Annotated in this window: 32 protein-coding genes and 5 tRNA genes; 26 read left to right on the top strand and 11 right to left on the bottom strand. The window is 41.3% G+C overall.

Features of this window, described 5'->3' with window-relative positions; translation table 11 throughout:
• Nucleotides 1–54: 54 nt before the first annotated feature.
• Both J0656_RS10160 and J0656_RS10155 read left to right on the top strand, forming a co-directional pair.
• Nucleotides 55–744 (top strand): uracil-DNA glycosylase family protein, encoded by a 690-nt coding sequence (locus J0656_RS10160; protein ID WP_207033411.1) that lies wholly within the window; start codon nucleotides 55–57, stop codon nucleotides 742–744.
• Nucleotides 745–828: 84 nt separating this feature from the next.
• The gene (locus tag J0656_RS10155) at nucleotides 829–1,011 is read left to right on the top strand and encodes a hypothetical protein (protein ID WP_207033409.1); all 183 of its coding nucleotides are present in this window, start codon (nucleotides 829–831) and stop codon (nucleotides 1,009–1,011) included.
• Between the two features lie 78 nt (nucleotides 1,012–1,089).
• On the opposite strand, the gene J0656_RS10150 is transcribed toward J0656_RS10155, so the two are convergent.
• From J0656_RS10150 to J0656_RS10100, 11 genes are all read right to left on the bottom strand, one after another.
• On the bottom strand, nucleotides 1,090–2,586 hold the full coding sequence (locus J0656_RS10150; protein ID WP_207033407.1) for a M20/M25/M40 family metallo-hydrolase: 1,497 nt from the start codon (nucleotides 2,584–2,586) through the stop codon (nucleotides 1,090–1,092).
• Nucleotides 2,587–2,620: 34 nt separating this feature from the next.
• Nucleotides 2,621–3,382 carry a tryptophan synthase subunit alpha gene (gene trpA / locus J0656_RS10145; protein WP_207033405.1) on the bottom strand — a complete coding sequence of 254 codons (762 nt, stop codon included), beginning with the start codon at nucleotides 3,380–3,382 and terminating at the stop codon, nucleotides 2,621–2,623.
• Nucleotides 3,379–4,563 (bottom strand): tryptophan synthase subunit beta, encoded by a 1,185-nt coding sequence (trpB, locus tag J0656_RS10140; RefSeq protein ID WP_207033403.1) that lies wholly within the window; start codon nucleotides 4,561–4,563, stop codon nucleotides 3,379–3,381. The genes trpA and trpB overlap by 4 nt, the downstream gene beginning before the upstream one ends.
• Nucleotides 4,564–4,577: 14 nt before the next feature.
• Nucleotides 4,578–5,228, bottom strand: coding sequence for a phosphoribosylanthranilate isomerase (locus J0656_RS10135; protein WP_207033401.1), 651 nt, complete (start codon nucleotides 5,226–5,228; stop codon nucleotides 4,578–4,580).
• Entirely contained in the window at nucleotides 5,225–6,010 is a 786-nt protein-coding gene (trpC, locus tag J0656_RS10130; protein WP_207033399.1) for an indole-3-glycerol phosphate synthase TrpC, read from the bottom strand. The genes J0656_RS10135 and trpC overlap by 4 nt, the downstream gene beginning before the upstream one ends.
• Nucleotides 6,011–6,078: 68 nt before the next feature.
• On the bottom strand, nucleotides 6,079–7,074 hold the full coding sequence (trpD, locus tag J0656_RS10125) for an anthranilate phosphoribosyltransferase (protein ID WP_207033397.1): 996 nt from the start codon (nucleotides 7,072–7,074) through the stop codon (nucleotides 6,079–6,081).
• 8 nt (nucleotides 7,075–7,082) lie between these two features.
• Nucleotides 7,083–7,652, bottom strand: a complete 570-nt coding sequence (locus J0656_RS10120; RefSeq protein ID WP_207033395.1) for an anthranilate synthase component II — start codon at nucleotides 7,650–7,652, stop codon at nucleotides 7,083–7,085.
• A gap of 2 nt (nucleotides 7,653–7,654) precedes the next feature.
• Nucleotides 7,655–9,052, bottom strand: coding sequence for an anthranilate synthase component I family protein (locus J0656_RS10115; RefSeq protein WP_207033393.1), 1,398 nt, complete (start codon nucleotides 9,050–9,052; stop codon nucleotides 7,655–7,657).
• Between the two features lie 245 nt (nucleotides 9,053–9,297).
• Complete coding sequence (locus tag J0656_RS10110) at nucleotides 9,298–9,867, bottom strand: YceI family protein (RefSeq protein WP_207033391.1); 570 nt, start codon at nucleotides 9,865–9,867, stop codon at nucleotides 9,298–9,300.
• Nucleotides 9,868–9,909: 42 nt separating this feature from the next.
• Complete coding sequence (locus J0656_RS10105; protein WP_207033389.1) at nucleotides 9,910–10,542, bottom strand: NAD(P)H-dependent oxidoreductase; 633 nt, start codon at nucleotides 10,540–10,542, stop codon at nucleotides 9,910–9,912.
• 5 nt (nucleotides 10,543–10,547) lie between these two features.
• Nucleotides 10,548–10,994: a MarR family winged helix-turn-helix transcriptional regulator gene (locus J0656_RS10100; protein WP_207033388.1), complete on the bottom strand. Its 447-nt coding sequence runs from the start codon at nucleotides 10,992–10,994 to the stop codon at nucleotides 10,548–10,550.
• 133 nt (nucleotides 10,995–11,127) lie between these two features.
• Between J0656_RS10100 and J0656_RS10095 the strand changes: the two genes are divergently transcribed.
• From J0656_RS10095 to rplL, 24 genes are all read left to right on the top strand, one after another.
• Nucleotides 11,128–11,682, top strand: a complete 555-nt coding sequence (locus J0656_RS10095) for a TlpA family protein disulfide reductase (RefSeq protein ID WP_207033386.1) — start codon at nucleotides 11,128–11,130, stop codon at nucleotides 11,680–11,682.
• Nucleotides 11,683–11,688: 6 nt separating this feature from the next.
• Entirely contained in the window at nucleotides 11,689–12,321 is a 633-nt protein-coding gene (locus tag J0656_RS10090; protein ID WP_207033384.1) for a thioredoxin family protein, read from the top strand.
• Between the two features lie 84 nt (nucleotides 12,322–12,405).
• Nucleotides 12,406–12,717, top strand: a complete 312-nt coding sequence (locus J0656_RS10085) for a rhodanese-like domain-containing protein (protein ID WP_207033381.1) — start codon at nucleotides 12,406–12,408, stop codon at nucleotides 12,715–12,717.
• Nucleotides 12,718–12,738: 21 nt separating this feature from the next.
• The gene (locus tag J0656_RS10080) at nucleotides 12,739–13,938 is read left to right on the top strand and encodes a DUF2851 family protein (protein WP_313790188.1); all 1,200 of its coding nucleotides are present in this window, start codon (nucleotides 12,739–12,741) and stop codon (nucleotides 13,936–13,938) included.
• A gap of 89 nt (nucleotides 13,939–14,027) precedes the next feature.
• Nucleotides 14,028–14,255 carry a PspC domain-containing protein gene (locus J0656_RS10075; protein WP_100817497.1) on the top strand — a complete coding sequence of 76 codons (228 nt, stop codon included), beginning with the start codon at nucleotides 14,028–14,030 and terminating at the stop codon, nucleotides 14,253–14,255.
• Between the two features lie 2 nt (nucleotides 14,256–14,257).
• A complete protein-coding gene (locus J0656_RS10070; RefSeq protein WP_207033379.1) occupies nucleotides 14,258–15,265 on the top strand; it encodes a potassium channel family protein in 1,008 nt (335 codons plus the stop codon).
• Nucleotides 15,266–15,350: 85 nt separating this feature from the next.
• A complete protein-coding gene (locus J0656_RS10065; RefSeq protein ID WP_207033378.1) occupies nucleotides 15,351–17,414 on the top strand; it encodes an amino acid carrier protein in 2,064 nt (687 codons plus the stop codon).
• 16 nt (nucleotides 17,415–17,430) lie between these two features.
• On the top strand, nucleotides 17,431–18,285 hold the full coding sequence (locus J0656_RS10060; protein WP_207033376.1) for a ComEA family DNA-binding protein: 855 nt from the start codon (nucleotides 17,431–17,433) through the stop codon (nucleotides 18,283–18,285).
• 10 nt (nucleotides 18,286–18,295) lie between these two features.
• Nucleotides 18,296–19,462, top strand: coding sequence for an acyl-CoA dehydrogenase family protein (locus tag J0656_RS10055; protein WP_207033374.1), 1,167 nt, complete (start codon nucleotides 18,296–18,298; stop codon nucleotides 19,460–19,462).
• A gap of 95 nt (nucleotides 19,463–19,557) precedes the next feature.
• Nucleotides 19,558–19,752: a 30S ribosomal protein S21 gene (gene rpsU / locus J0656_RS10050; protein ID WP_090299076.1), complete on the top strand. Its 195-nt coding sequence runs from the start codon at nucleotides 19,558–19,560 to the stop codon at nucleotides 19,750–19,752.
• 98 nt (nucleotides 19,753–19,850) lie between these two features.
• On the top strand, nucleotides 19,851–20,741 hold the full coding sequence (locus J0656_RS10045) for a phage lytic cycle repressor MrpR family protein (protein ID WP_207033372.1): 891 nt from the start codon (nucleotides 19,851–19,853) through the stop codon (nucleotides 20,739–20,741).
• 53 nt (nucleotides 20,742–20,794) lie between these two features.
• Nucleotides 20,795–21,097, top strand: a complete 303-nt coding sequence (hpf, locus tag J0656_RS10040; protein ID WP_108247123.1) for a ribosome hibernation-promoting factor, HPF/YfiA family — start codon at nucleotides 20,795–20,797, stop codon at nucleotides 21,095–21,097.
• A gap of 101 nt (nucleotides 21,098–21,198) precedes the next feature.
• Nucleotides 21,199–21,272 (top strand) — tRNA-Thr (locus J0656_RS10035).
• 22 nt (nucleotides 21,273–21,294) lie between these two features.
• Nucleotides 21,295–21,377, top strand: a tRNA-Tyr gene (locus J0656_RS10030).
• A gap of 81 nt (nucleotides 21,378–21,458) precedes the next feature.
• Nucleotides 21,459–21,534, top strand: a tRNA-Gly gene (locus J0656_RS10025).
• Nucleotides 21,535–21,628: 94 nt separating this feature from the next.
• A tRNA-Thr gene (locus J0656_RS10020) sits at nucleotides 21,629–21,700 on the top strand.
• Between the two features lie 48 nt (nucleotides 21,701–21,748).
• The gene (gene tuf / locus J0656_RS10015; protein ID WP_108247122.1) at nucleotides 21,749–22,936 is read left to right on the top strand and encodes an elongation factor Tu; all 1,188 of its coding nucleotides are present in this window, start codon (nucleotides 21,749–21,751) and stop codon (nucleotides 22,934–22,936) included.
• 73 nt (nucleotides 22,937–23,009) lie between these two features.
• A tRNA-Trp gene (locus J0656_RS10010) sits at nucleotides 23,010–23,082 on the top strand.
• A gap of 90 nt (nucleotides 23,083–23,172) precedes the next feature.
• Nucleotides 23,173–23,361 (top strand): preprotein translocase subunit SecE, encoded by a 189-nt coding sequence (gene secE, locus J0656_RS10005; RefSeq protein WP_207033370.1) that lies wholly within the window; start codon nucleotides 23,173–23,175, stop codon nucleotides 23,359–23,361.
• 12 nt (nucleotides 23,362–23,373) lie between these two features.
• A complete protein-coding gene (gene nusG, locus J0656_RS10000; protein ID WP_108247120.1) occupies nucleotides 23,374–23,925 on the top strand; it encodes a transcription termination/antitermination protein NusG in 552 nt (183 codons plus the stop codon).
• 67 nt (nucleotides 23,926–23,992) lie between these two features.
• Nucleotides 23,993–24,430 carry a 50S ribosomal protein L11 gene (gene rplK / locus J0656_RS09995; protein WP_108247119.1) on the top strand — a complete coding sequence of 146 codons (438 nt, stop codon included), beginning with the start codon at nucleotides 23,993–23,995 and terminating at the stop codon, nucleotides 24,428–24,430.
• Between the two features lie 20 nt (nucleotides 24,431–24,450).
• Nucleotides 24,451–25,143, top strand: coding sequence for a 50S ribosomal protein L1 (rplA, locus tag J0656_RS09990; protein ID WP_207033368.1), 693 nt, complete (start codon nucleotides 24,451–24,453; stop codon nucleotides 25,141–25,143).
• Nucleotides 25,144–25,167: 24 nt separating this feature from the next.
• The gene (gene rplJ, locus J0656_RS09985) at nucleotides 25,168–25,686 is read left to right on the top strand and encodes a 50S ribosomal protein L10 (protein WP_207033365.1); all 519 of its coding nucleotides are present in this window, start codon (nucleotides 25,168–25,170) and stop codon (nucleotides 25,684–25,686) included.
• 55 nt (nucleotides 25,687–25,741) lie between these two features.
• The gene (rplL, locus tag J0656_RS09980) at nucleotides 25,742–26,122 is read left to right on the top strand and encodes a 50S ribosomal protein L7/L12 (RefSeq protein WP_207033363.1); all 381 of its coding nucleotides are present in this window, start codon (nucleotides 25,742–25,744) and stop codon (nucleotides 26,120–26,122) included.
• Nucleotides 26,123–26,148 lie beyond the last annotated feature (26 nt).

Below are 26,148 nucleotides of genomic sequence, written 5' to 3'. Positions count from 1 at the left end.
TACATGCATCATACTGATTGTTTATTTTTATTCAAATTTGGAACGATTTCTATTTTGAGTTCAGCACTTTTCAAACATATACACCCCTATAAACCCTTTTTGTTGGAGGAGGCCACCAAGTTGATTGTGGGTACCCTGCCTCCGCCACGATTTACCACTGGTGATTTGAAGCCACAGGATGTAGATTTCTGTTATGGCAGTTGCAACGGTCAGTTGTGGCCTATCTTAGATAGAATATTCAATTTGGAACTGGTTTATGAAACTACCCAAGAAGCAGTTGAACAACGTAAACAATTCCTCATCAAACATAAAATCGGTGTATGTGATATAGTGGAGAGTGCCGAGCGTGAAAAAATCGATGCCTCCGATTTGGGCATGCAGAATTTTGTCCTTCGGGATATGGTAGGGTATTTACAGCAGTATCCAAATATTGAAACACTGTTGTTTACTGGTGGAAACAGTAAAAATGGCCCGGAGTTCTTTTTCCGGAGACAGCTAAAGGAGTATGGCCTAAAACTAAAAGTAGTGTCCAACGAGGTCCCAAGGATTCATCATTTGGAGCTTCCGTTTATCTCAAATGGTGCCCAAAAAACAAGAATGATCAAAACGGTTTCGCTCACGGCTCCTTCTGGTGCTGCAAACCGGGCAGTAGGTAGTTTACAGGCCTATAAAGACCTCAAAAGTAAAAATCCCGAATTCAATACAGTAGACTTTAGGGTAATGCAATACAGCGAATTTTTCTAAAAATTCGTTGACCTGTCTCAACATTTACGTCCATTTTTGCGTTCTACCCGTAGATATATAGATCTATAAACTAAAAATTGAATTATGAAATCAATTAGTAAAATTGTAGGAGTTGTATTTGCTGTTCTGGTGTTCAGTTCATGTTCCGTACATAGGAACGCAGGAAAAAGCGCTACGGCTCCAGGACAAGTAAAAAAGATTACAGGTGCTAAAAGTGCAAAGGCGTATGCACCTGGACAACAAAAGAAGAAAGGCAATAAGCACTGATTATTGCTCAGCATAACCCCAAAAAAAAGCCTCGAATTTTCGAGGCTTTTTTTATTTCAGGATATGTTCTGCTATTCTTTATTCCATTTTGGAAGATAGGATGCTATAGAATGTTTTGATGCCATATGCCAATTGACCAATCTTAATATTTTCGTTGGGACTGTGTTGGTTATTGTCAGGATTGACAACAGGTACAATAAAGGCAGGGATTTTTAATTCATTGATGAAGGGAGCGATAGGAACCGTACCACCCATGGTTCTAATTTGAATAACTTCCTCCCCAAAACTTTGGTTCAGGGTTTTTACAATAAATTCGCCATAAGGATTGTCCAAATCGGTACGGAAGGCATCGGTAACACTGCCCTCTTCAACAGTTATTATTTTATCGAATTGCATCCGCTCTTCTTTGGATGGAACATGGTCCAATACTTTGTATCCCTGTTTGGCGATATGATCTTTGACCAATTTTTTCAATCTGGAGCCGTCGCTTTCTACGACCAACCTCAAATCCAACTCGGCTGTGGCACTTTCGGGAACAATGGTTCGTGCTTTATCACCAACCCAACCAGATTCCAAACCGCGAATATTCAAAGATGGATATTGAAGGGCTTCCTGATAATAGCCGCCAACCTTTTCCGCAGTTTTAAATTGAAGCTTTTCTGCAATGGCAGAATCGTCATCGGGAACGCTCTTTAAAATTGAATCGGTTTTCCCATCTATAGAAATACCATCGTAATAACCGGGAATAATGACTCTTCCTTGGTCATCCTTCATAGTGGCCAATAACTTGGACAATTGAAAACCTGGATTTGGTGCATAATTGCCGTAATGGCCGCTGTGCTGAGGTTTTATGGGGCCATAGGTCGTCAATGTCAATGTAGTGATGCCACGACATCCATATACAACGGTTGGCTTTTCAGAAGCATGTACCGGCCCGTCCACGATCATTAAAAAGTCCGATTCCAGAAGTTCACGGTATTGTTTTACCGCGACGGGTAATGGTTTGCTGCTTTTTTCCTCTTCACTGTCCAAGATCACCTTAATGTTGAACGGGATTTCAATACCATCATTTTTAAGAAGATCAACAGCATTGAGAAGCATTACAATAGGTGATTTATCATCCGAAGTCGACCTGCCGAATAAACGCCAGTCATAGTTAATGTCATCATCCAGTTCATCAAAAGAAATTATTTCGAATCCACCGTCAGTGGGTTTTTTGAGAACTACCTGATAAGGGTCCGGCTGCTCCCATTTACTGGGGTCTACGGATTGTCCGTCAAAATGCATATAAATGAGCACCGTTGGTTTATTGGCGTTCATGGGCATGGCCGCAAAGAATAAAGGCAATCCTTCTGTGTCCAGTACTGCGGTATTGAATCCTCTATCCCCGAATTTTCGCTTGAGCCACATAATGTTGCGGTCAATATCGGCGGCATCCAAGGCATCGTTCGGAATAGCGATAAATTCGCGGACCTCGTTGATGGCATCGGCCACTTGCGATTTTACGGCCACATCATCTTGGGCAAAAAGAGAAAAAGTAAGTGACAGGAAAACTAAAGAAAATGTTTTTTTCATGGATGTGTTCGTCAGGGTTTTTGAAAGCCGAAATTTAACGAATTTGCTTCACAAAGTCACCAATACTAGTGACCCCATTTGCTGTTAAATGTTTGATGAAAGCTGAACCGATTATGGCTCCTTTTGCTTTTTTTGTTGCTTGTTCAAAAGTTTCCGCGTTGCTTATTCCAAACCCTACAATTTGAGGGTTGCTCAACTTCATATTGGCAATTCGGTCAAAATAGTCCGACTGCTCAGCACCAAAACCTTGTTTGGCACCTGTTGTGCTTGCCGAACTTACCATGTAGATGAATCCTTCCGAAGCATCGTCAATGGCTTTGATGCGCTCATCGCTGGTTTGGGGAGTGATCAAGAAAATGTTGATCAGACCATGTTTTTTGAATATGGGTTCGTACTCTCGTTGGTACACATCCAAAGGCAGATCGGGCAATATCAACCCATCAATACCTATTTCTTCACATTTTGCACAGAATGCAGCCACACCGTATTGGAGTACTGGATTAAAATAGCCCATTAAGATCAAGGGAATGGATACGGTTTTACGGATATCCTTGAGCTGTTCAAAGAGCAAGGCGGTGTTCATTCCGTTTTTAAGTGCTGCTGAGGAGCTTTCCTGAATGGTGGGGCCATCTGCCAACGGGTCGCTAAAGGGCAATCCTATCTCAATGAGGTCCACACCGCTTTTTTCGAGATCCTGGATGATTTTTACGGTGTCATCCAAATTGGGATAACCTGCTGAAAAGTATATGGAAAGGATTTTTTTATCTTCCTGTAGTTTTTGTTTGATTCTGTTCATAGTTTGAAATAATCAATATAGTTCTGTAAATCTTTGTCGCCACGGCCTGATAGGTTTACGACCACCACATCATCGGGATTGAATTTTCTGTCCTCAAAAATGGCCAGGGCATGTGATGATTCAATTGCAGGGATTATCCCTTCCAGTTTGCATAGTTCCAATCCTGCTTTCATGGCATCATCATCGGTAATGGAAATAAATTCACCTCGGCCGGAAGCGAACAGGTGTGCATGCATGGGGCCAACACCCGGATAATCCAGACCTGCGGAAATGGAATAGGGCTCTGTTATTTGCCCGTCTTGGGTCTGCATCAACAATGTTTTGCTGCCATGAATGATCCCTATTTTGCCCAAGGCGGATGTAGCGGCACTTTCTCCGGAGTCAATGCCCTTTCCTGCAGCCTCTACTGCGATGATTCCGACTTCGGGAGTGTCCAAATAATGATAATAGGCACCTGCGGCATTACTACCGCCACCTACGCAGGCAATCACAAAATCTGGGTTTTCCCTACCTTCTTTTTCTTGGAGCTGATTTTTGATTTCTTCCGAAATCACTGACTGAAAACGCGCCACCATATCCGGATAGGGGTGTGGGCCCACTACCGAACCGATAATGTAATGCGTGTCGACCGGATTATTGATCCAATCGCGAATAGCTTCGTTTGTGGCATCTTTTAAAGTTTTGCTTCCAGAAGTGGCGGGTCTCACCTCTGCTCCAAGCATTTTCATACGGGCAACGTTGGGAGCTTGTCTGGCAATATCAATTTCACCCATGTACACCACACATTGAATGCCCATCAAGGCACAAACAGTAGCTGTTGCCACGCCATGCTGTCCAGCCCCGGTTTCCGCAATGATTCTGTTCTTGCCCAATTTTTTGGCCATGAGTATTTGGCCGATGGTATTGTTGACTTTGTGTGCACCGGTATGGCATAGATCTTCTCTTTTTAGATAGATCTTGGTATTGTATTTTTCGGAAAGCCGCTTGGCAAAATAGAGAGGAGTTGGACGGCCCACATAATCTTTCAGCAATTGATGGAACTCTTTCTTAAATGAAGGTTCTTCCATGATGTTGAGATAATTTTGGCGAAGTTCTTCACAATTGGGATAGAGCATCTCTGGGATGAAAGCTCCTCCAAACTCACCATAGTAACCCCGTTCATCGGCATGATAGCTTTTCATTGGTGTTCAGTTTATTAGTTGCGAATGCTGTTTAGCGATTCGATAAATGTTTTTAAATCTTCTATACTCTTAAGCCCTGGCGCTGATTCGAATTTACTGTTCACATCAACGGCATAACAATTTTTTGAGGCCGGACTGCTTAAAAACTCCTGTAGATCTTGGATGGATTCCAATCCGATACCACCACTTAAAAAGTAAGGCTTTTGGGACGGATACTTTTCAAGAACGGACCAATCAAATCTATAGCCATTGCCACCGGGCAGTTTCCCCTTGGTATCGAAAAGAAAATAATCACAGACTTCTTCGTAGTCCTTCAAAATGGAAAAATCAAAATCATCTTTGATGGAAAACACTTTGATGACGTCTAGATTTCTCGACCGTGCTCGAAATGACAGAAAGCTATTTTTTAATTGTTGACAGTACTCGGCACTTTCCTTTCCATGGAGCTGTACGGCATCCAATTGATGTTGGTGCACTTTTTCCAAAACATATTCTTGGTCGGCATCCACGAATACCCCTACTTTTTTGATTTGACTGGGGATCTTTGGCATGTCACCAGAAAAATAACGGGCCGATGGTTCCCAAAAAATAAACCCTAAATAATCAGGTCGCAATTGAGCAACTTCTGATGGATTATGGTTCATGCCGCAAACCTTTAGTTTCATTGTTCCAGTCTTTTTATAAATTCAGCTGCATTTTTTCCTGGGTCATCGTTTTTCATGAAATTTTCACCGACCAAAAATCCTTGATAGCCAAATTTCCTTAAATCTTTAATGGCCTCAACGGAACTTATTCCGCTTTCAGAAACTTTTACAAATTCATCTGGGATTTTTTGGGACAGCGACTTGCTTATGCCCAAATCTACCTCGAACGATTTAAGATTGCGATTGTTCACACCCAACATGTCCAAACTTGGCATAAGGGATTTTTCGAGTTCTTCTTCGTTGTGCACTTCCAAAAGCACATCAAGCCCCAATCCTTTGGCCAGTTCTGACAGAACTTTAATTTCATCTCGTCTTAAAATTGCCGCTATCAATAAAATAACATCGGCCCCATAGGCTTTCGCCTCCACAATTTGATATTCATCTATGATGAATTCTTTACGCAAGATGGACATGTTGGTAGAGGCCCTTGCCAGTACCAGATCGTCCAATGATCCCCCAAAGTATTTGCCATCAGTTAGTACCGACATGCCACATGCGCCTGCCTCGGAATACCCCTTGGCCACATCTTGGACACTCAAACTTTGATTGATAACGGATTTGGAAGGAGACCGTCTTTTATGTTCCGCAATGATTCCCGAACTGCTTTTGCGCAATACCTCGGCAAGTGAAATGGATGTACGCTCCATCATCACCGAAGCTTCCAATTGGGCCTGTGTGATGAGCGATTTTTTTAAATCGACTTCTATGCGTTTATTTGCTACTATTTTATCTAAGATGTTCATTTATTATAATTGTAATTAGGAAGGTAAGGTGAATCTGGGGCAATATCTCGACTGCGTTTGAAATGACCTTAGTTCCTGCTCAATTCCTGTAATTTTTTCAATGCGGTCAACCCTTTGCTGCTATGTAGCGACTCTTTAGCTCTTTCAAAGCCTTCTTTTGGGGTGATGCCTTTTACCGTTGCAATGGCTATTCCTGCATTGGCACAGACCACGTTGTTTTGGGCCTCGGTACCTTTTCCTTGCAAAATATTCATAAATATTTGGGCGGATTCCGCAATATCGCTACCTCCGATAATGTCCTCTTGAGAAACCTTTTCCACGCCAAAATCCGAAGGCGTTAACATTGCTTCTGTATGATTTGATATGGTCTTGGTATCGCCTGTCAACGAGATTTCATCATATCCGTCCAAAGCATTTAAAATGGTGAATTTCTTATCGGTATTCTGGTACAGATACCCATACATCCTTGCCAATTCCAAATTATAGACCCCTACCATTTGGTTTTTGGGGAATGCTGGGTTTACCATTGGCCCTAACATATTAAAGAATGTTTTTACCGCTAATTCCCTTCTGATGGGTGCCACATTTTTCATTGCGGGGTGAAACAGGGGGGCGTGCAACACGCAAATACCTGCTTCTTCGATGGTTTTTTTGAGGAAATCGGCATCGTTGCTGAATTTGATTCCCAAGAATTCCATAACATTGCTACTGCCACATTTGGAAGACACCCCATAGTTTCCGTGTTTGGTCACATGGATTCCTGCTCCTGCGGTCACAAAAGACGCCAGTGTGGAAATATTGAAGGTGTCCTTGCCATCTCCACCGGTCCCACAAAGGTCGATTGGATCATAATCGGCAAGATTTACTGCCAAACAAAGTTCCAATAGGGCATCACGAAAACCTTCCAATTCTTCAATGGTAACACTACGCATCATGTACACTGTTAGGAATGCAGCAATTTGGGAGGTGTTATAATCTCCTTTGGCAATATTTACCAGAATCTGTTTTGCTTCTTCCTTTGGAAGAATTTCGTGATTGATAAGTTTATTTAAAGTCGCTTTCATTTTCAAATCTATTTACTTTCCAACCAATTTTTGAGCATTTGTTTTCCTTCCGGTGTCAACACCGATTCTGGATGGAACTGTACTGCGGTAACATCGTATTCTTTATGTCGGAGCGACATCACTTGTCCATTTTCATCTATGGCAGTAGTTTCCAATACTTCTGGGAGATTGGGGTCCACCACCCAGGAATGATATCTGCCGACCTGAAGCGTTTTGGGCATATTCTTATAAATCGGATCATCTTTAGCAACCATGATGGTGGTATCAACGCCATGATACACTTGGTCAAGGTTCACTAGCGTTCCGCCGAATACCTCACCAATGGCCTGTAGCCCCAGGCATACCCCAAAGATTTTTTTTGTTGGCGCATACTTTTTGATGATTTCCTTTAAAAGTCCTGCTTCATCAGGAATTCCGGGGCCTGGGGAAAGCACAATGTATTCAAATGGTTCAACCTCGTCCAAAGTGAGTTGGTCGTTCCGTTTTACGGTTACCTCGCAATCCAAATCTTCCAGATAGTGTACCAAATTGTAGGTGAAACTATCGTAATTGTCAATCATTAAAATCTTTCTTCCCATGGTTAGATTGTTTCGGCAATTTCCAGTGCTTTTTTCAATGCACCCAATTTATTGTAGGTTTCTTGTAATTCGTCATCTGGGTTGGAGGCAGCCACCAGACCAGCTCCTGCTTGATAGTACAATTCGTGGTTTTTGCTCAGGAACGTACGGATCATGATGGCATGGTTAAAATTACCTTCAAAATCCATGAATCCGATTGCTCCACCGTAATACGAGCGGCTCGTTTTTTCATATTTCTCGATCAACTGCATGGCCATATGTTTGGGCGCTCCGCTCAAGGTACCCGCAGGGAAGGTATCCGCTACTACCTTCATGGTGGTACTTTCCTTTTTCTTTTGTCCGGTTACTTTGGAGACCAAGTGAATTACGTGCGAGAAATATTGTACTTCCCGGTAAGTTTCCACATTTACGGTGTTGCCGTTTCGGCTCAAATCGTTTCGGGCAAGGTCTACGAGCATCACGTGTTCGCTGTTTTCCTTCTCGTCCTGTGCCAATTTTTTTGCCAGTTCGGCGTCCTTCTCATCGTTTCCTGTACGCTTGTAGGTTCCGGCTATCGGATGGATTTCCGCTTTGCCTTCTTTTACAATAAGTTGCGCTTCCGGCGAGCTACCGAATATTTTAAAGTTTCCATAATCAAAATAGAAAAGGTATGGGGAGGGGTTGATGGAACGTAGTGCCCTATACACGTTGAATTCATCCCCCTTGAATTTTTGCTTGAACCTTCGGGAGAGTACCAATTGGAACACATCTCCCCGTTGACAGTGTTTTTTTGCCAGTTCTACCTGTTCTTTGTAATCCTCGTCCTTTAAATTGGATTCTGGTTCACCTTCTTTGTTGAAGTTGTAGGAAGAAAATGTGCGAACATTAAAGAGTTGCTCTATTTCATCTACATTGCTTTCGGAATCATAACAGTGGGCGAACAAATAGGCCTCATTTTTAAAATGATTGATGGCAATAATGTTTTGGTAAACCGCATAGTAAATATCCGGAATGTCCACGGAATCCTCCTTTTTCGAAATTTCCACATCTTCAAAATATCTAACGGCATCGTAGGCCATATATCCGAATAGGCCGTTATAGATAAATTTAAAGCCGTTTTGGGTGGTCTTGAATTGCTTGCTGAAATTATGGATAACCTGTGTTACATCGGTTTCGGCAGTGATATCTGTCACCTTTTTGGAGCCATCGGGAAAACTCTCCGTTATGATCTCGTTTGCTATCTTAATGGAGGCGATAGGGTTGCAGCAGATATATGAGAAACTGTTGTCGTTGGCATGGTAATCGCTACTTTCCAATAGAATGCTGTTCGGGAACTTGTCCCTGACCTTCAGGTAAACGCTCACGGGGGTAATGGTGTCCGCGAGGATTTTTTTGTAATGCGTGGTTAGCGTGTAATTCATTTTGGTACTTATATAAATTAAAAAAGGCCTGTCGTGATGACAAGCCTCTTGTATGATTATAATGGGGACTTAGCTCACGAAGTTCGACGTAAGTTGATCCACCACCAATTATTTGCTATTCTATTATTCATTGCATCAAATATAGGGAGGAATTTTTAACGGCACAACAATATGTTTTGTTTAAAATCAAAAATCCCGTCCGAGAAATTCTCGGACGGGATTTCCACACACTAAACAGGAGCTGATTACATCTGTAGATCAACTACCAAATCAAACTCGTCATAAATTAATTTGTCCTTGGCTGTACCAATGATTCCTGATCCGTATTTTACATCGTATTTGGTTCTGTCAACTTTCAATGAAGCAGTTGCTTTATCCCCATACACGGAAACTTCAAAGGTTACAGGCTCGGTAGTACCTTTAATGGTAAGGTCGCCAGTTACATCGTAAGAATTTTTTCCAGTAGACTTTACTTTAGTGAAAACCAATTTTGCGGTAGGGTGGTTGGCAGTTCCGAAGAAATCATCAGATTTCAAGTGACCATCCAACTGACCTTTGTAATCACCTTCCAAATCGGTTGTGTTGATGCTGGTCATATCCACAACAAACTCTCCGCCTACCAACTTTTCACCATCAAATTCCAAAGCACCGGATTTTAGGCTAATAGTACCTTCGTGCGAACCTCCTACTTTGTAGCCTTTCCAGGTTACTTGGCTTTCAGAAGTTTTTACTTCTTTGGTTTCTTTGATAGGGTTTGCATTTGCTGAGGTACCTAATACGGTTACCAACGTTAAGCTTAGAATTGTCTTTTTCATGATTGTTTTAATTTCTGTTTTTAATTGTTAAGGGTTCAATAATTATATTAGAGTAAATAATTCTTCTGTTGATTTTCTAACCTTGGCGTAGTGTTGGGTTTCGTCCTCTTCGGAACGGTATCCTACGGCTAAAACTACAGCTGCATTGAGGTTTTTATCCTCAAGCCCCAAAATTTCATTGTATTTTTTGGATTCAAAACCTTCCATGGGACAGGTGTCGATTTTTAATTCCGCAGCGGCCTGCATCAAATTACCAAAGGCGATATAGGCTTGTCTGGCCGTCCAATTGCTTTTGTGCTCGGTAGGGAGTTCCATCAATTTGGACTTCATAAAATCTGCATAACCTTTTAATCCTTCTGTAGGAATGCTTCTGGTCTCACTTACATTCGACACATAATCATCGACCAATTCCTCACCAAAATCCGTTGCATTTGCAAATACGATAATATGCGATGCATCCGTAATTTGGGACTGTCCCCAAGAAGCGGGCTTTAACTGCTCTCTAATTTCTGGGTCCGAGATTACAAAAAAGTGATAAGGCTGTAGTCCGTAGGAGGAAGCACTTAATCGCGCGGCCTCCATTAGGGTCTCCAAATCTTGATTGGACACTTTTTTTGTGGCATCAAATTTTTTTGTGGCGTAGCGCCAGGTTCTATGTTCTAAAACGGTGTTCATTATATTTAAAATTTATCCAATAGTTGATTTAATTGTTCTAGTTCCTTTTTGTCAAAGTTCTTAAGGATGTTGCTATGTGCTTCTTCAAGGGCTTTGTCCATTTGTGCCAAGGCATCCAACCCTTGTTCTGTGATCAAAATTTCTACCTTTCTCCGGTTAGATGGGCAAATACAACGGCTTACGTGTCCCTTGGCAATAAGTTTGTCCACCAAGCGGGTGGTATTGCTCATTTTGGTCACCATTCTTTCATTGATGGTGGAGAGGTTGGCAGGGTTTCCCTGTTGCCCCCTCAAAATCCGTAGTACATTAAATTGTTGCATAGAAACTTCAAAAGGCTTTAAGGCGCCTGTCATGATTTCACTGATTCTATTATGAACCAATTCCAAGTGAATGACCGTTCTGGGTTCCAAGGGAATCTTTTTTGAGGTTTTTATAATTTCTTCAACATTCATGTACAAACAATATTTGTATATACAAATGTATGTTGATTTGAAGCGTGAATCCAAATTTCTGATAGATAAATTTTTGTTAAAGACTGGAAAATGGCATGGGCAGTGCGTATTTTTAAATTGTAAAATTCAGGTAATGACTAGGTTATTGTTGGTTTTGTTGGTGATGTCAATTTTTTTCGGGTGCGCTGAAAAGAAGAAAGCGGATAATGGTAAATCCGACATTGTTGAGATTGAAATGGTTGTGAAGGATGGTGATGAGCAAAATGATATTCCCTTTCCCATATATGATTTTGATGGTTTTGAACCATTGCTACATAATAATGATGGCAAAACCTATGTTATAAATTTCTGGGCCACTTGGTGCAAACCTTGTATAGAGGAGATGCCTCATTTTGAACGAATCAATTCGGAATATGGTGAGAAAAATGTAGAGGTGGTTTTGGTGAGTTTGGATATGCCCAATATGTGGAAGAGCCGTTTGGAACCCTATGTGGTGAAAAATAAAATACAATCCCAAGTGGTGATACTGGATGACCCCAAACAAAATGATTGGATACCCAAAGTCTCCGAGGAGTGGGGCGGGGGTATTCCAGCTACCTTAATATATAATAAGGACAAACGAACTTTTTACGAGCGTGGTTTCACGTACGAGGAACTTAATAATGAGTTGAAAACATTCATAAACTGATGAGCTATGAAAAAAATCAGAATTTTAGGATGGTCCGCATTACTATTGATCTTTGTGGCATCTTTTGCCGTAGGATTCAAAGTTGCGGCCGAACATAATTTGGATGATGGGTACGAAATCGGTGATCTGGCCGACGACTTCTCATTGAAAAATGTGGACGGGAACATGGTATCGCTGTCGGATTATGGTAGTGCCAAAGGTTTTTTGGTGATCTTTACCTGTAATACTTGCCCCTATGCCCAGGCCTATGAGGATAGAATAATTGCCTTGGATGCCAAATACAAACCTCAAGGTGTGCCCGTTATTGCCATTAATCCGAACGATCCAAGCGTTAAATCAGGCGATAGTTTTGCCAAAATGAAAGAGCGTGCTGATAAAAAAGGTTTCACTTTTCCGTACCTCTTGGACGAGGGCCAAAAAGTCTACCCGCAATATGGCGCTACGCGGACCCCACATGTTTTTCTTTTGGAGAAAACGACAATAGGGAATGTGGTTAGGTATATAGGGACTATCGACGACAATTATCAGGATGCATCACAAGTGGAGGAACCCTTTGTGGAAAATGCCGTGAACGCAATGTTGGCAGGAAATGAAATCAATCCAAAAACAACAAAAGCCATTGGATGTGGGATAAAATAGACCCTGTTCAAAATAAAGAATTTGTAAATCCGGAGTAATAATGCTTCGGATTTTTATTTTTGTATCAATCTAAATAGAAAAATAATGTCAGATCTATCACAAGAAGAATGGGCGGAACAATTGGAAAATGATAACAACGCCTTTATTTTGGATGTACGCACCCCGGAAGAAGTTGAAGAAGGGTATATCCCAGGTGCAACGAACATCGATATATATTTAGGACAAGAATTTGTCGATGAACTGGAAAAATTGGACAAGTCCAAAAACTATTACGTTTATTGCAGGTCTGGAAACCGTAGTGGTCAGGCCTGTGCCATAATGAACAGTCTCGGGTTCGAAAATGCTTATAATCTGGAGGGCGGTTTTATGAACTGGGACGGCGATGTAGAAGAGTAGACCTCCATTTATCCCAAATCAATGCGAGAAGACCTACTTTATTTTATTTGGAAGCACAACAAGCTTCCAACGGAAAACCTGCGTACGGGTAACGGTGAACCTATTCTGGTCAAGGCTCTGGGGACCCAAAACAGTTTGGCTGGCCCGGATTTTTTCAATGCCGAGGTCGAAATCGACGGGCAGCTCTGGGCCGGGAATGTGGAAATGCACATCAAATCCTCCGATTGGTATGTGCATCATCACGAAACGGATGAAAATTACAACAATGTCATTCTTCATGTGGTATGGGAGGATGACATTGCTGTTTTTAGGAAAGATGGTTCTCAAATTCCCACCTTGGAAGTAAAGCGCTACGTGTCCGGCAAGTTGTTGGAGGGTTATCGGAACTTAATGGACAATTCCCGGATTAACTTTATCAATTGTGAGAGGGACCTGAAAGATGTTGGCCCTTTTTTGATTGATAACTGGTTGCATCGTTTGTACATTGAGCGACTGGAGCACAAATCCCGATTGATAATTGAACTTTTACAGACATCCAAGAATGATTGGGAAGCAGTGTTGTTTATACTCTTGGCCAAGAATTTTGGCTCCAAGGTAAATGGGCATTATTTTTTAGACCGTGCGCGACAACTGGATTTTTCAATCGTTAGGAAAACCATCAACGGGCCCTTGCAGTTGGAAGCTTTGCTCTTTGGACATTTTGGTCTTTTGATCGTGGAGGAATGTTCGGACTCCTATTATGTGCAACTTCAAAAGGAGTATGATTACCTGCTTCGTAAATTTGATATGGAAGAGTCGCAATCAAAACCAGAATTTTTTGGATTGCGGCCGATGAATTTTCCAACCGTTCGAGTTTCGCAATTGGTCAACCTGTATTTGAAAAACCACAATCTTTTTTCCAGATTGATGGAGTCGAATTCCTTGGAATCTATTTATCAAGTGTTTGAAATTGGTGCTGGAAAATATTGGGAAGACCACTATACCTTTGGTAAGGCTTCTAAAAAGAGTACAAAAAAGCTGTCCAAAAAGTTTATCGATCTTGTTGTCATCAATACGCTGGTGCCCATCAAATTCTGTTATGCCAAACATACTGGGAGGGATTGGAACGATGAGTTGATTTCATTAATGTCCGAATTGGGGAGAGAGGACAATTCCATCATCAAAAATTTTGACAAAATGGGACCGAAAACCCAAAATGCGTTGGAGAGTCAAGCAAAATAGGAGTTATATACAAATTACTGCGTTAAAAATAAATGCATGCAATGCGTGATCGGTACACAATTATTAAATAGAAATACATAATTTTGGCTATGTCTTTGTTCTATAACACCCTTTATTACTTTCAAAAAAGAGGATTCGAGGTTTGTGGCCGAATTGCTGAGCGTTTGGGCATACGGGCCCGCGTGGTGCGTACCAGCTTTATTTATTTAACTTTTGTTACCCTGGGCTTTGGATTTGCGCTATACCTGTTCATAGCTTTTTGGCTTAGAATCAAAGACTTGATCTATACCAAAAGAACATCTGTATTTGACCTGTAGACATGATTAGACTGATGCGCTCCAAAATAGTATTGGCCCTATCCTTAATGGTAGTGGTGTTGCTGTTCGGGGTTATCGGTTACAAAATGCTGTCCGATTTTACTTGGATAGAGGCCATTTATATGACCATTATCACCGTGACCACCGTTGGATTTTCGGAGGTACGGCCATTGGACGCCAATGCAAAAATTTTTACCGTATTTTTAATTGTTACCAGTGTATTCATTTTCGGTTTCGCCATATCGGTGGTTACCGAGTACATTTTGGGAAGAAACTCATTGGAACTGCTAAAAAAGAAAAGAGTGAAGAAACAGATAGATGATCTAACGAACCATGTTGTGGTCTGTGGTTTTGGTAGGAACGGCATGCAGGCAGCAGAAAAATTGATAGCCTACAACAAACCTTTTGTTGTTATAGAAAAGGACAAAGAAATTATCGAGCGACATGAGGAAGAGATTTTGTTCGTGGAAGGCGATGCCAATGAGGATGATGTACTGCTTCAGGCGGGAATTGAGAGGGCGCAGTATTTGATTACGGCAGTTCCGGACGATGCTGCCAACCTTTTTATTGTGCTTTCCGCTCGCCAACTCAATAAGAACCTTTTTATTATAAGTAGAGCTTCGCAAATAACTTCTGTGAAAAAATTGGAATTTGCCGGAGCCAATAAGGTGATCATGCCCGATAAGATAGGAGGGGACCATATGGCCTCCTTGGTGGTAATGCCCGATTTGATCACATTTCTAGATCAGCTTTCCATAGAAGGGGAGCATACTACAAACCTGGAAGAGGTGAGTATAGAGGATTTTACCAATCAAATGGACTGTCATTCCCTTCGGGATTTAGATCTTAGAAGAAAGACAGGCTGTACCATTATAGGTTATATAGATCCCAATGGAACGTATGTCATCAACCCGGAGGCAGACTTGGTGTTACAACCAAAAAGTAAGGTGATAGTGTTGGGGAGACCTGAGCAAATAAGGAAATTAAATCAAATGTTTCAGATCGGTTAGTTAAAAAAACTTAAAATTTGATAGCGTTGATTTTTTTTTGGATATTGTTGCCTTTATCATACCAAAAACTAACTAATCTCAATATATGAAGTATTTTCTTTTTCTATTGTCTTTTTGTGCATTGACCACTGGTTTTTCACAGGAATTGACTGTAGTAGGTAAGACCTACAATGTTTCCAATAATATTAATGATGGAGCCATAGAGCTTGAAGTTGATGGGGGAACGGAGCCCTACACCTACAAGTGGAGCAATCAGGAAACACCACTTACATCCAAATCTGCAAAAGGATTGGTGGAAGGTATACCTTATAGTGTAACGGTAACCGATGCAGCAGGTAATTCCGTTACCAAAGAATTTAAGGTAGAGACAGAATCGATAACAGAAGTTTTTAATGGAACCATGACCCCGGCAGTAAGCGCATTGGGGTCTGTTCTTTTTTGGGACCCTTTTGCCGCGATCGGAATCTACGATCCAGTTGCCTATGCCGATGTAAAGTTGATAGGAATACCCGATTGGAGCAACGAGACCCAGGACAAGTTCATCTTAAAAGAATGGCTCAAGGGCGATAAGGCCAGTGTTAGGGCTGGTGAAGATATCGCTGTCATTACCAGTGATAAGCGCGGGGATATTACAATTAAATCTTCTGCTAAAGGTAAATTACAACATAAGGTCAAAGAAGGAAACGTAATCTATAACTCCGAAAACCAAGAGCACGTAATCGAACAAGGAGCTCATTATTTTGCCGAGATCGAGTATGATGAGCCAATCGCCATGACCCATCCCAATGGAGACTCGATAATCAAGGGTATCCCTTTTATTGTAATCTGGTTGGTTTTAGGAGCGTTGTTCTTCACCATCAGAATGGGATTCATTAACATTCGTGGATTTAGACATTCCATCGATTTGGCCAAAGGAAAATATGATGACCCGGATGCGCCAGGGCAGGTTACCCACTTTCAAGCATTGGCCACTGCAGTTTCCGGTACTGTTGGTCTCGGAAATATAGCAGGTGTTGCCGTAGCAGTATCGTTAGGAGGCGCAGGTGCAACTTTTTGGATGATAGTTTGTGGTCTTTTGGGTATGTCTTCAAAATTTGTAGAATGTACCCTTGGTGTAAAATATCGTGATATCCTTCCTGATGGCCGTGTGTTCGGTGGACCTATGAATTACCTCCGTTATGGTCTGGAAAAAAGAAACCTAAAAGGTTTTGGTAAAGTTTTGGCAGGTGTATTTGCCGTACTTGCCGTAGGTGCTTCATTCGGTGGCGGAAATATGTTCCAGGCAAACCAGTCCTTTGAACAATTGGCAGGACAGTTTCCTGTATTGGCCGGTAACGGATTCTGGTTTGGAGTGGTTACAGCAATTTTGGTAGGTGTTGTTATCATTGGAGGTATAAGCAGTATTGCCAAGGTAACAGGTAAAATCGTACCTATTATGGCATCTATATATATAGTAGCTGCCTTGGCTGTCATTATAATGAACATACAGAATATTGGCCCGGCATTCTCTGCTATTGTTGATGGAGCATTTAGCCCTTCAGCACTTAAAGGAGGTATACTCGGAGTTCTGGTCATTGGCTTCCAGCGTGCGGCCTTCTCAAATGAAGCTGGTGTAGGTTCTGCCGCGATTGCCCACAGTGCCGCAAAGACCAACCATCCTCCATCCGAAGGTTTTGTTGCCTTGCTTGAGCCATTTATTGATACCGTAGTGGTATGTACCCTTACCGCTTTGGTGTTGATTTTTACAGGAATGCACGAAGTGGAAGGAATGGCTGGTGCCCAGTTGACTTCTGATGCTTTTGGTAGCCAAATCTCTTGGTTCCCTTACATATTGGCTTTGGCCGTGTTCCTTTTTGCATTCTCAACCATGATTTCGTGGTCTTACTATGGAATGAGAGCTTGGACGTATCTTTTCGGAAAGAGCAAGCGTTCCGAAATGATTTATAAAATGTTGTTCTTGGTATTCGTAGTGGTAGGTGCTTCCGTGAGTTTGGGAGCTGTACTCGACTTTTCGGATATGATGATTCTGGCCATGTCCTTCCCGAACATTATTGGACTTTATATAATGTCCGGTGAGGTACGCAAAGACTTGGACGGATACTTGGCAAAATTGAAAGCCGGGCAGCTCTTTAAAAAATTAAAGAGCTAAATAGCTCCTGCATATTATGAGAAAACAATCCCACTTCAGGTTCAATAAACAAGAACGAAGTGGGATTTTCTTTTTGTTGTTGATCGTGGTCGTGCTTCAATGTGGGTATTATTATGTGAAGGCAACCCCATCCAATTTAAAAAGTGATTTTGCCCTCAATGCTGTCGAGCAAACCAAGATAGACAGTCTTAAAAAGGAGCGATTTGATAAATCCCAAAAAATATATCCCTTCAATCCAAATTATTTAACCGATTATAAGGGCTACGCCCTGGGATTGTCTCCATCTGAATTGGATAGGTTGTTCACTTTTAGGGATCAAGGAAAATTTGTGAATTCGGACAAGGAGTTCCAAACAGTTACCCAGATATCCGATTCACTTTTAAATAAAATCTCGCCCTATTTCAAATTTCCAGAATGGGCAGGAAAAAATCAAACGGTAAAGAAGACAACTTCAAAGCCTGCGACCGAAACCAATATCAAAGACTTGAATGCAGCAACGGCTGAAGAATTGAGACAAGTCTACGGTATCGGGGAAACATTATCCAAACGAATTATAAAGTTCAGGGATAGGTTGGGTGGTTTTTTGGTTAGTGAACAATTATATGATGTTTACGGGCTTGAACCAGAGGTCGTGGGGAAAGCATTGCTCAAGTTTCAAGTGATTGACAAACCTGAGGTGGGCAAAATCAATGTGAACAAGGCCAATGCAAAAGAATTATCCCGATTGGTCTATATAAATGGTTCATTGGCATCCAACATTGTGGAATATAGAGATAAAAATGGTTTATTTGCATCTTTACAGGAATTGAGTCAAGTAGACGGATTCCCTACAGAAAAGCTAGATAGAATAGCTTTATATTTGTCTTTATAAAATAGGTGCTATGAACGAAATGTACTTCACGGAAGAGCATAACTTATTCCGCGAAAGTTTGAAGGATTTTTTACAGAAAGAAGTTGTTCCCCATATAGAGGAATGGGAGGAATCCGGTAAAATTGATAAATCTATATGGCCCAAGTTCGGTGAAATGGGCTTTTTTGGATTGATGACCCCAGAAGCCTATTCGGGATTGAACCTCGACCTTTTTTATACCGTTATTTTTCTGGAAGAATTACAAAAAATCAATTCGGGAGGTTTTGCTGCCGCCATGTGGGCGCACCAGTATCTCGCGATGACCTATTTGAACAAATTGGCCAACGATGGGCAGAAAAAAGCTTATCTGGAACCCAGTGTGCTGGGTAATAAGATTGGTTGTTTAGGAGTGTCCGAGCCCTTTGGGGGGAGTGATGTAGCCGCTATGCGAACCACTGCCGAAAAGAAAGGAGACGTATATATTGTAAATGGGTCCAAAACATTTATTACCAATGGTGTTTACGGGGACTATATTATACTAGCGGCAAAAACCGATAAGGATGCCGGCAATAAAGGTATCAGTATGTTTGTGATGGATAGGCATGCAAAAGGTGTCTCTGCCAGTAAGTTGAACAAGTTGGGTTGGCGCGCATCCGATACCGCTGAGCTGGCCTTTGACAATGTTGAGGTTCCTGCTTCAAATTTGTTGGGTACCGAAAACGAAGGCTTTGGTTATATTATGGAAGCCTTTGCTTTGGAGCGATTGGTAATGGGAATAAACGCGCACGCGCGTGCAGAGTTTGCTCTTGATTATGCCCTGCAATACATGTCCGAACGTGAGGCGTTCGGTAGAAGTATAGACCAATTCCAGGCATTGCGCCACCGATTGGTGGATCTATATTCCGATATGTTGTTGTGCAAGCAGTTCAATTATGCTACCGTAGCGCAAATGGATAAAGGTGTCTATGTGGTGAAGGAAGCCACGATTTCCAAATTGAAATCCACAAAAATGGCCGATGAGGTCATTTATAACTGTCTACAGTTTTTGGGCGGTTACGGATATATAGAAGATTATCCTATGGCGCGTTTGATGCGCGATAGTAGGTTAGGGCCAATTGGCGGGGGTACATCCGAGATTTTAAAGGAAATTTTAGCCAAGATCATTGTGGATAAAAAGGAATACAAAAAGCGTTCATAATAGCTTTCCATCAAAAAAATAAAATATTTCTTTACCCATTGAATATCATTTGTATATTTGCAGACCAAAATTTTAAAGAAAGGAGGTTGTAGCCCATGTTAATTATACCAGTTAAAGAAGGAGAAAACATCGATAGAGCTTTAAAGCGTTTCAAACGTAAGTTCGACAGAACAGGTACCATGCGTCAGTTAAGATCAAGACAGCAGTTCACCAAGCCTTCTGTAGAGCGTAGAGCGCAAATACAAAAAGCACAGTACATTCAAGGTCTTAGGGATCAAGAAGAAGTATAGGGCTATCGCTTTTACAAAATATATGAATCCCGTTCCAATATTGGAACGGGATTTTTCGTTTTATATCCAAGGGCAATCTAAATTGCTACCTTTGATATATGTCCGTAACCGCTTTTATATCTTATTTGAGGTTGGAGAAGAATTACTCCGATCATACCGTAAGGGCATATCAAAAGGATATTGAAACCTTTTCTCAATTCTGTTCGGAGAACCATGGGGAGGAAAATATTGTGAAGATTTCGTATCCATTGATCAGGAACTGGATAGTTGAGCTATCCGACAGCGGTATTTCAAATAGGACCATCAATAGAAAAATATCTTCACTACAGGCCTACTATAAATTTTTATTGAAGGTAGGTGATATTGCCGTTTCACCTTTGGCAAAGCACAGGGCGCTGAAAACAAGTAAGAAAATGGAGGTGCCTTTTTCCGAGAACGAAATGGAGGAGATCCTGTCTGAGATTCCATTTACTGATGATTTTGAGGGTGAGCGGGATAAACTCATTATAGAGTTGTTGTACACCACAGGAATGCGTAGGGCGGAATTGGTAAACCTGAAAATCAAAGATGTGGATTTTTCATCCCAGGTCATCAAAGTGCTGGGTAAGCGCAACAAGGAGCGTATCATTCCCATGCTGGCATCAACCATAGAGCGAATTAAAAGCTATTTGATCAAGCGTTCGGAGCTTGAAAATGTGACGGATTCGTCTTTCTTGATTTTAACAAAAGAAGGTCTTAAAATTTATGAAACACTTGTTTATCGAACCATAAATAAGTATTTTAGTTTAGTGTCCCCTAAGGTGAAAAAGAGCCCTCACATATTAAGGCACACCTTTGCAACACACTTGCTGAATAGGGGAGCGGATTTAAATTCCGTAAAGGAATTACTGGGCCATTCAAGTTTGGCATCAACACAGGTGTATACGCACAATAGTATTGCCGAACTTAAAAAAGTGCATCAAAAGGCCCACCCAAGAAACAAGAAATAAAATTCTTGTATTGTTTAACTTCACTGTCTTTGACAGTACTAAAACTTCGTCTTATGAAAGTAAACGCACAATCGGTAAATTTTACAGCTGATGGTAAACTCATCGACTTTGTCCAAAAGCGAATGGACAAGTTGGAATTGTTTTATGACAAGGTCATCGAATCGGATGTTTATTTGAAAGTGGAAAACACAAGTGCAAAAGAGAATAAGATCGTGGAAATCATGGTGTTCGTACCTCGCGACAAAATCATGGTGAAAAAGCAATGTAAGTCTTTTGAGGAGGCGGTGGATTCGGCCTGTAGTTCCTTGGAAAGACAGTTGGTGAAGAAGAAGGAGAAGTTAAGGGCGAATGCTTGATGAAAATTTTTCAAATTTTATTTTGAATTAAAATATAAATATATACATTTGCAGTCCGTTAGAAATAGCGGGCTTTTTTAGTGAGAAAAAAGCGGTGAAATGCCGATATAGCTCAGCTGGCTAGAGCAGCTGATTTGTAATCAGCAGGTCGTGGGTTCGAGTCCCTCTATCGGCTCGTAAGTTACTGAAAATAAGGCGGGGGGATACTCAAGCGGCCAACGAGGACAGACTGTAAATCTGTTGGTTTTTACCTTCGCAGGTTCGAATCCTGCTCCCCCCACAAGAGATTGTTCGTCGGAACAATCGGGATAGAAGGTTTTTTGAAATATTGGAATCTTTGGATGAAAATCCAGAAAAAAATGCGGGAGTAGCTCAGTTGGTAGAGCGTCAGCCTTCCAAGCTGAATGTCGCCGGTTCGAACCCGGTCTCCCGCTCCATATAAACTTGAATCTTTTAGATGCAAGTGTAAAAAGGTTGAAGTTTTGACGAGCTAAGCTTGTAACTTTAAACTCTAAACCTGATAACCCATAGGCCGGTGTAGCTCAGGGGTAGAGCGTTTCCTTGGTAAGGAAGAGGTCACGGGTTCAATTCCCGTCATTGGCTCAAAACGATTTGTACACTAATATAAACTAAGATTAAAATTATTTTAAAATGGCAAAGGAAACTTTTGATCGTTCCAAACCCCACTTAAATATTGGTACCATTGGACACGTGGATCACGGTAAAACAACATTGACTGCTGCTATTACCACTGTATTGGCGAACGCTGGTTTGTCCGAGCTTAGAAGCTTTGACTCCATCGATAACGCGCCAGAAGAAAAAGAAAGAGGTATTACTATCAACACTTCACACGTTGAGTACCAAACTGCTAACCGTCACTACGCTCACGTTGACTGTCCTGGTCACGCGGATTACGTAAAGAACATGGTTACTGGTGCTGCTCAGATGGACGGTGCTATTTTGGTGGTTGCTGCAACTGATGGTCCTATGCCACAGACTCGTGAGCACATCCTTTTGGGTCGTCAGGTAGGTATTCCACGTATCGTTGTTTTCTTGAACAAAGTTGACATGGTGGATGATGAGGAGCTATTGGAGCTTGTTGAGATGGAAGTAAGAGAATTGCTTTCTTTCTACGAGTATGATGGTGATAACGGACCTGTAATCTCTGGTTCTGCACTAGGTGCTTTGAACGGTGAGCAAAAATGGGTTGACACTGTAATGGAATTGATGGAAGCTGTTGATAGCTGGATCGAGGAGCCAACTCGTGAGGTTGATAAAGACTTCCTTATGCCAATCGAAGATGTATTCACTATTACGGGTCGTGGTACTGTTGCTACCGGTCGTATCGAAACAGGTGTTGCCAACACTGGTGATGCTGTAGATATCATTGGTATGGGTGCTGAGAAATTGTCTTCTACCATTACTGGTGTTGAGATGTTCCGTAAGATTTTGGATAGAGGTGAAGCTGGTGATAACGTTGGTCTTCTTTTGAGGGGTATCGAGAAATCCGATATCAAAAGAGGTATGGTTATCTGTAAGCCAGGTTCTGTTAAGCCGCACGCTAAATTCAAAGCTGAGGTTTATATCTTGAAAAAAGAAGAAGGTGGGCGTCACACTCCATTCCATAACAACTACCGTCCACAGTTCTACGTTCGTACAACTGACGTAACAGGTAACATCAACCTTCCTGATGGAGTTGAAATGGTAATGCCAGGTGATAACTTGACAATTACTGTAGATTTGATTCAGCCAATCGCATTGAGCGTTGGTCTACGTTTCGCTATCCGTGAAGGTGGTAGAACAGTAGGTGCTGGTCAGGTTACTGAGATTCTAGATTAATTTCAGAATATATTATAAAATTGCACTCAAGGGTGTTCCGATTTAATCGGGATACCTTTCAGTGTAATTATAAACGGGTGTAGCTCAGTTGGTAGAGCACTGGTCTCCAAAACCAGGTGTCGGGAGTTCGAGTCTCTCCTCCCGTGCAAAAAGAAAATATTGGCATAGTGAAGTGAGACGAGAAGTTTATCCCGAGGAAAGTCTCTCCTCCCGTGCTAGCAAAATACTTTAAAATTATGGTCACTTACATAAAGGAATCATTAGAAGAGCTTAGAAACAATGTTACTTGGTTGGAAAGGAGCAAAGCCTCCAACCTGATGGTTATTGTGGCGGTTTTTTCCATTTTATTTGCTTTGGCAACTTGGGGTGTTGATTCCTTGTTCAGTAAATTGATCACGTTGTATTTTGAAAAATTAATAGGGTAAAGATCGTTCGATATGTCTGAGGTTCTGGAGAAAAAATGGTATGTAGTAAGAGCGGTCAGTGGTCAGGAGAACAAGATCAAGGGCTATATAGAGAGCGAGGTCGAGCGCGCTGGATTTGGTGACTACCTCGAAGAAGTTCTTGTGCCTACCGAAAAAGTTGTTCAGATACGTAATGGAAAGAAAATCAATAAAGAAAGAGTTTACTTTCCAGGATATATTATGATAAAGGCCAATCTTGGAGGAGAAATGGTTCACATCATCCGATCCATAACCAATGTGATTGGTTTCTTGGGCGAGGTGAAAGGTGGTGATCCAGTACCCTTGAGAAAGTCAGAAGTCAACCGTATGCTTGGTAAAGTAGATGAGTTGGCTGTGAATACAGATAACGTTTCTATTCCATTTGTATTGGGTGAAACAGTAAAGGTTATTGATGGACCTTTCAATGGTTTTAACGGAACTGTTGAAAAAATCAATGAAGAAAAGCGTAAGCTGGAGGTTATGGTGAAGATTTTTGGTAGAAAAACTCCACTGGAACTTAGCTATATGCAAGTAGAGAAAGTATAACAAGAGCTGTTACATATATAAAGCTGTGTTGCTTCCAATTGACACACTTTGAATTTAATTAGAAACAATGGCAAAAGAAGTAGATAAGGTAGTTAAATTACAAGTTAGGGGAGGTGCTGCGAACCCATCGCCACCGGTTGGACCCGCCTTAGGTGCTGCTGGTGTTAACATTATGGAGTTCTGTAAGCAGTTTAATGCTCGTACGCAGGACAAACAAGGTAAAGTATTACCTGTTGTTATCACCGTTTACAAAGACAAATCTTTCGAGTTTGTTGTAAAAACACCACCTGCGGCAGTTCAATTGATGGAAGTGGCTAAGATTAAAAAAGGATCTGGCGAACCTAACAGGGTTAAGAATGGTTCAGTAACATGGGATCAAGTAAAAGCGATCGCCGAAGATAAAATGGTGGATTTGAACGCTTTTACCGTGGAATCTGCAATGAGTATGGTTGCTGGTACTGCAAGATCTATGGGTCTGAAAATAGCAGGACAAAGACCTTTTTAAAATCTGAAAGCAAGTAAGAAATGGCAAGATTGACTAAAAAGCAAAAAGAGGCTCAAGCCAAGATAGACAAGAATAAGCTCTATACTTTGGAAGAAGCATCAGCTTTAGTAAAAGAAATAACCAATGTGAAATTTGATGCTTCCATTGATTTGGCAGTTCGTTTGGGCGTAGATCCAAGAAAAGCCAATCAAATGGTGCGTGGCGTTGTAACCCTTCCTCACGGAACAGGGAAAGACGTTAAAGTTTTGGCATTGGTGACTCCAGACAAAGAAGCAGAAGCTAAAGAAGCAGGTGCGGACTTTGTTGGGTTGGACGAATATTTGGATAAAATCAAAAACGGTTGGACGGATGTTGATGTTATCATCACTATGCCAAGCGTAATGGGTAAACTTGGTCCATTAGGACGAGTGTTGGGACCGAGAGGTTTGATGCCCAATCCAAAGACCGGAACAGTAACTATGGATGTGGCAAAAGCCGTTTCCGATGTTAAAGCCGGTAAGATTGACTTTAAAGTGGACAAAACAGGTATCGTGCACGCTGCTATCGGGAAAGCATCTTTCTCTGCAGATAAAATTGCTGGAAATGCTAGGGAATTGATCGATACATTGATCAAGTTGAAGCCTTCCGCAGCAAAAGGTGTGTACATGAAGAGTATTTACTTGTCAAGTACCATGAGTCCTAGTGTTCAATTAGATCCAAAAGCAGTTCAATAAACTGGTAGTTCAATTTTTATAACTATGACAAGAGAAGAAAAAGCAACGGTGATAAAAGACTTGACTGCACAGTTGGCTGATAATCCAAACATTTATTTGGCGGATATATCAGGATTGAATGCCGTGGACACCTCTAACTTAAGAAGAGCGTGTTTCAAGGCTAATATAAAGCTTGCGGTCGTAAAGAACACATTGCTTGCAAAGGCAATGGAAGCTTCTGATAAGGAATTCGGTGAACTTCCCGAAGTTTTGAAAGGAAATACATCTTTGATGTTGTCCGAAACGGGAAATGCACCAGCGAAACTTATCAAGAACTTTAGAAAAAAATCAGATAAACCATTGTTGAAAGGTGCCTTTATTGAAGAGGCAGTATATATCGGCGATAACAACCTTGATGCACTTGTTAATATCAAGTCCAAAGAAGAAGTTGTCGGAGATATCATCGGATTGTTGCAATCCCCAGCCAAAAACGTTATTTCTGGACTTAAGTCTGGTGGCGGTAAATTGGCAGGTATCCTTAAGACTTTGTCTGAGAAAGAATAATTCGCGCACAATAAACTAAGTATATTTTTAAACATTTTTATTAAACGATAGAAAAATGGCAGATTTAAAAGATTTTGCAGAACAGTTGGTAAACCTTACAGTAAAAGAGGTAAATGAGTTGGCCGACATTTTAAAAGAAGAATACGGTATCGAGCCTGCTGCTGCTGCAGTAGCTGTTGCCGCTGGTGGTGGAGCCGCAGAAGGTGGTGAGGCTGCTGAAGAAAAATCAGAATTTGATGTAATCCTTACTGCTGCTGGTGGTTCTAAATTGGCAGTTGTTAAATTGGTGAAAGAATTGACAGGTCTTGGTCTTAAAGAGGCTAAAGATATCGTTGATAGCGCACCAAAAGCTGTTAAAGAAGGTATTTCTAAAGACGAAGCAGAAGGTATCAAAAAATCATTGGAAGAAGCTGGAGCAGAAGTTGAGCTTAAATAATCGCTTTTCCCATTAGAACTTGGTTA

The organism is Flagellimonas aurea (assembly GCF_017313785.1).
In the GTDB taxonomy this organism is placed as follows: domain Bacteria; phylum Bacteroidota; class Bacteroidia; order Flavobacteriales; family Flavobacteriaceae; genus Flagellimonas; species Flagellimonas aurea.
Note: the sequence above shows the minus strand (reverse complement) of the source record. Positions and strands in the feature narration are given on the sequence as shown.